The sequence below is a fragment of the Anaerotignum sp. genome, from assembly GCF_017483025.1.
Classification (GTDB): domain Bacteria; phylum Bacillota; class Clostridia; order Lachnospirales; family Anaerotignaceae; genus Anaerotignum_A.
Map to the genome: position 1 here is coordinate 1 of NZ_JAFUMA010000019.1, position 5,710 is coordinate 5,710.

At 42.9% G+C, this 5,710-nt stretch carries 2 protein-coding genes; both read left to right on the plus strand.

The features are described 5' to 3' along the window. A partial coding sequence (locus IJ369_RS01860; RefSeq protein ID WP_290715336.1) for a Fic/DOC family protein occupies positions 1-401 on the plus strand: 401 nt, incomplete at its 5' end. 142 nt (positions 402-543) lie between these two features. After that, on the plus strand, positions 544-5,710 hold a 5,167-nt coding region (locus IJ369_RS01865), incomplete at its 3' end, for a SpaA isopeptide-forming pilin-related protein (protein ID WP_290715338.1).

Sequence of the window (5,710 nt, forward strand, 5' to 3'; positions counted from 1 at the left end):
TACTTTTCGAAGATATTTATGAATGGGCTGGAACAGTCCGTACAATAAATATTAGCAAAAAGCAGACTAGCTTTTGTTCTACAGAACAAATACAAGCGACAGGGGAGAACATATTTAAGTATTTGCAGAAAGCAAATTATTTTTCTGATTTGCCCTATGATGAATTAATTGAAGAATTAGCAGACTTGTATAATAGTATAAATTACTTACATCCATTTAGAGAAGGAAATGGAAGATGCCAACGGTTATTTTTCAGACTTCTTTCCAATAAAATTGGATATTCTATGGATTTTGATCAGATTGATCCAGATAATCTGATGGTAGCAACGATACAGGCTTCTGGTGGTGTATTAGATTTTTTGAAAAATATATTCAAAGAATGCTTAAAAAAAGAAAAATAAATAATGAACTAAAAAAAGCAGACGAAAAAAATCGGACTGCTTTTTTTGTTGCCTTTATTCAGTCGTAGAAGGGGGGAAAGAGGAGAAGAAGTAAATGGAAAGTGCAAAAAAGCAACACAATAAAAAGAAAGGAGAATATGTGATGAAAAAGAAATTCACTAAGCGTTTCTTTGGCTGGGCTATGTCATTGGTGATGCTTACTTCTTTGTTGCCTGCAGCAGCAGCGGCATCAAATGAAGGAATTATGACCATCGGAACTGTTTATCATTCGAATCAGAAATTGACGAAAGATACAAATACTCGTATTCCGTATCTGAAATTCAATGGCGTAGTAGACTATGATAACTTTGTTCCTATGCAAGTATCCTGGACAAATCCTGCAAATAGTACTGTTTATCAGGCATATTGCATCAACCCTGCTTATCCTGGTTATGGCGATACAGCTGACTATGGTGTAGACATTGAAAAATTTGATAATGACTGCATTGTAGACGCTGGCGGTTCCGGCGGTTCCGGCAAAAGAGCAGGCGATAAATCTACTGCTGGAAATACAATTTCTGCATTTCTGGAAGGGGCTGTAAATTATGGCTATCCTACAGTCTCTGCGGAAACATTGCTGGAAGGTACAGCAGCTTCTTATGGCGTAGATCAGGATGAATTGGAATACGGTGCATACCTGGCAACCAAAATGGCCATTTGGTCTGGTATTCATACAAGCTATAGTATCAATTCCTGGAGTGTAAATGATGGTCTGAGTGGCTATTCTACAGTATTGAAGAATAAAGTTCTGGCTGCAACAAGAAGCATTTATAACAAAGCTGGTAGCCATACACCACATGACGGACTGAGTGACGTTACTTTTACTGCTGGTGCGCCTAAAAAATCCGGCAGTAATTATGAAGTAGTGTATACAATCGGCAATACAGGTAATAATGTTCCCGGTTCCGATATGTATATCGAAATGCTCAGCGGAGGTTCTTTCCCCGATGGACTGATTGTTGTTGATGAAAATGGCGATGAATTATCTACAATTACAACAGCCAGCGGGAATGAAAGATTTGTGCTGCCCGAAGGGACGACAGAAGTGACAGTAGTTATTCCCGATCCCGGTGCGGATGGCACGCAGATCGATCTTAGACTGTACGCACAGCAGATGAAAAAGATTCTGCTTTACGGTAGAAGTACAAAGGACGCTGCACAGAGTTATGTTCTGGCGGGTAACTTCTGGGATAACCCCTATGATGGTTTTGCCATTAATCAGGAGTATGTACCTGATGAAGGTATTCCTGAAACGCCTGATACACCAGATACATCTACTGGCAGCGGGGATTTAATTGTTCTTAAACTGGATGCAAGGGATAATGCAACACCTTTGGCTGGCGTGACATTCGACTGTTATAACTCCAGAGGTCAGTTGATCGATACTGGTACAACAAATAGCAGCGGTAAATGGTTACCCAATATCCCCGGTGAAGGTACATATACAATCGTTGAACGTGATTCTGGTGACAGCTATCAGCTGACAGAGCCTACAACAATAGTGATCACGGTACCTGATGACGAAACTGTAACTGCTACATTCCGCGATTACCCCGATCAGACAGTCTCCATGGAAAAAGAAGACGCTGAAACAGGCAAACCTATCTCCGGCGTACAGTATGAAATTGTACAGATCGACGGTAAGGGTGCTTGGAGAGCAACAGGTAAAACAGATGGCAGCGGTAAGATCGAATGGGACGATGTGACAGATGGTACATACATGGTCCGCGAGGTATCCACTGTTGAAGGTTATATCCTTGACTCCACACCTCAGTATGTAACAGTAAGAAATGGTCAGGCACCTAGCCTGAAATTCACAAACTCCAAATATCCCGGTCTGACAATCACAAAAGTAGATAAACAGACAGGTGAATCCATCAAAGATCCTGCAACATTCAAAGTGGAACAGATCGATGGTGACTATGCAACAACAGTAGAAACAAAAGGCGGCACAGTAAATCTGAAGAACCTGCCCGTAGGTTCTTATAAAATCACAGAACTGGCAGCCCCCGAAGGTTATGTAGTGGACTCTTGCCCCGGCACAGTATATCTGGGCAAAGATAAGAGTATCCAGTATGTAGCTTATAACCTGAAAGCACCCGTACTGACAATCGAAAAGATCGATAAACAGACAGGTGATCCCGTACCCGGCACAAAATTCGAAGTGAAGAAAGCCGATGGTACAAAGATCGGCATAGTAGAAACCGGCACAGACGGTACAGTTACGATCGGTATGAAAGGCAGCGAACTTGGCTACCTGAAACCCGGTACATACACAGTAACAGAAGTATTCGTTCCCGAACCTTATGTACTGTCCGGCGAGCATCAGGATATCCAGCTGAACGCAGGCGATACAAAATCCCTGATGTTTGCAAATCTCGAAGCACCTCAGATCACCGTACAGAAATACGATGAAAAGACAGGCGATAAACTGGAAGGCGCGCAGTTCGCAATTTATGAACAGTCCGATCTGTCCAGACCTGTTGCTGAAGGTATGACAGATAAAAATGGTGAGTTCACAACAGGCTATATCGTTCCCGGTACATACGTTGTGACTGAACTGAATCCTCCTCCTGGCTATATGTTCTCCGATAAGACAAGTCCTGATCGTGTGATCGTGGCCAAAGCAGGTGACGGTGAAATCATCGTTAAAGTAGATAACATTAAACTGCCCGAACTGACAATCAAGAAAGTCGATGCAGTAACGAAAAAGCCTATTGCTGGCGTTACATATAGCGTAGGCTTGGTCGATGATACAAGCGTGGAACCTGCAACAGTAACAACAGACAAGGATGGTATTATTTCTCTGCCCGGTCTGGCTGCAGGTACATATGAAATTAAAGAAATTTCTACACCTCATCCTTACATCCTGAACGATACACCTCAGCGTGTGAAACTGGTGGGCGGCGATACAAAGACATTACTGTTCGAAAATATCATGCTCCCCACACTGCTGATCGAGAAAACAGATGCCACAACAAATAAAGGCATCCCTAACACAACTTATAAAGTTGAGTATGAAACAGCCAACGGCGGTATCAAAACAATCGGCACATTCAAGACAGATGCCGATGGCCGTATCAAACTGCCTTATGTTGAACCCGGCTGGTATATTATTACAGAAACAATTCCCGCACAGGGCTATCAGAAACCTACGAACCCTGTAACAAGAATTCATCTGGAAGCTGGCGATAACTCCTATCTGTCTACAGGTAACGCAGTTGGCAGCACTGGTAATACAGGTACAACAAATAATAATCAGGAAGTTTCTACAATGAAACTGAGCATCACAAGCGGTGCTGATTATGCTAAAGTTGGCGATATCGTGAACTATCCTCTGAACTCTCTGGTTATCAAGAAATCCGATGCGAACACAGGCGAAATGCTGGACGGCGCAACATTCGAGGTTTATAGAGTAACTGGTGAAACAAGTGGTCAGAACGGTACTTTGATCTGCACAGTAACAACGGATAAATCCGGTGTTGTTGTAATCACTGGTCTTACAGCTGGTGCTTATGCAGTAAAAGAAATCAAAGCGCCCCAGAACTATGTGATCGCTGAAACAGATCTGCAGACAGTGAACCTGAAAGCAGACGGCACAAGTGTAGTGGAAGTTATTTTCAGAAACTACCCTTATGGTGCGATCTCTATCAATAAAGTAGACGGTATCTCCAGACAGCCCCTGGAAGGTGCAAAATTCAAAGTAACCACATCCGCAGGTGCGGCAGTTGGTTCCGGCGAATATGAAACAGATGCAAACGGCAATATCCTGATCAGTAATCTGGCTCCTGGTTCTTATGTGATTACAGAAACAGCTGCGCCTAAAGGATATGTCCTGTCCACACAGCCTGTGACTGTAGAAGTTGGCACAGACGGCTCTACGATCACAAAAACATTCAATAACTATAAGAAGGGTAATCTGCAGATCAGAAAATTCGATGCGGATACAAAAGCCCTTCTGGAAGGTGCAACATTCAAAATCACTGATGCCGATGGCACAGTAGTTGGTTCCAATAACGGTATCTTCACAACAGACGCAGGCGGTACAATCACACTGCCCGAACTGGATAAAGGTACTTATATCATCACAGAAACCGAAGCACCCAAAGGCTATGCAGTAAGTGCAAATCCTTCCCAGAAAATTGAAATCGACGATACAGGTAAAACTTATACCGTAGATTTCTATAACAAAAAACTGGGTACTCTGGAAATCTATAAATTCGATTCCGATACAAAAGAACCTCTGGCAGGCGCAACATTCCGTGTTGAATTTGGCGGCAAATTGATCGGCACATACACAACAGATAATAGTGGTGCGATCTCTATCCCCGGTCTGGCAGAAGGTACTTATAAAGTGACAGAAACAAAAGCACCTACAGGCTATGCGCTGAGTGATAACTCCATTCAGACTGTAGAAGTAGGTACAAATGGTGTGTTCAAAGTAAACTTCTATAATGATGCACTGGCAAATCTGCAGATCCGTAAGTTCGATGCGGATACAAAAGAACTGCTGGCTGGTGCTAAATTTAGAATTACATCTTCTGATGGTAAAGTAGTATCCGGCGGTTCTAATGGTGTCTTCACTACAGATGAAAGTGGTGTGATCACCCTGAGAGATATCAAGGCGGATACTTACACAGTAACAGAGATCCAGGCTCCTGCGGGTTATGCACTGAGCGAAAATCCTACACAGGTGATCAAAGTGGAAACACAGGGCACATATAAACTGGATTTCTATAATGAGGCATTGGGCAATCTGGTGATCAGAAAGTTCGATGAAACAACTAAGGAACCTCTGGCAGGTGCAACATTCGAAGTAAAACGTATGAACGGCACAGTAGTAGGTGAATCTAATGGCCTGTTTACAACAGATGCAAAAGGTACAATCACACTGCCTAAACTGGCAAAAGGTTCATACATTATTACAGAAACAAAAGCCCCCCAGGGTTATGCACTGAGTGAAGTAAATTCCAAAACGATCACGATCGATAACGAAGGTACTTACACAGTTGATTTCTATAATAAAGAACTGAAGGGCGTTCAGATTATCAAGAAAGATAGCCAGACAGGACTTCCTCTGAAAGGCGCACAGTTCCAGATCTGGCAGACTGGTGCATCTACAAGCACATCCGTTTCCAGCAGCACTCCTGCAGGTAAACTGATCGGCACATACACAACAGATATCAATGGTGTTATCAACGTGGTACTGGAAGAAGGTACATACGAAATTCTGGAAACAAAAGCTCCCGAAGGCTACCAGATCGATAACA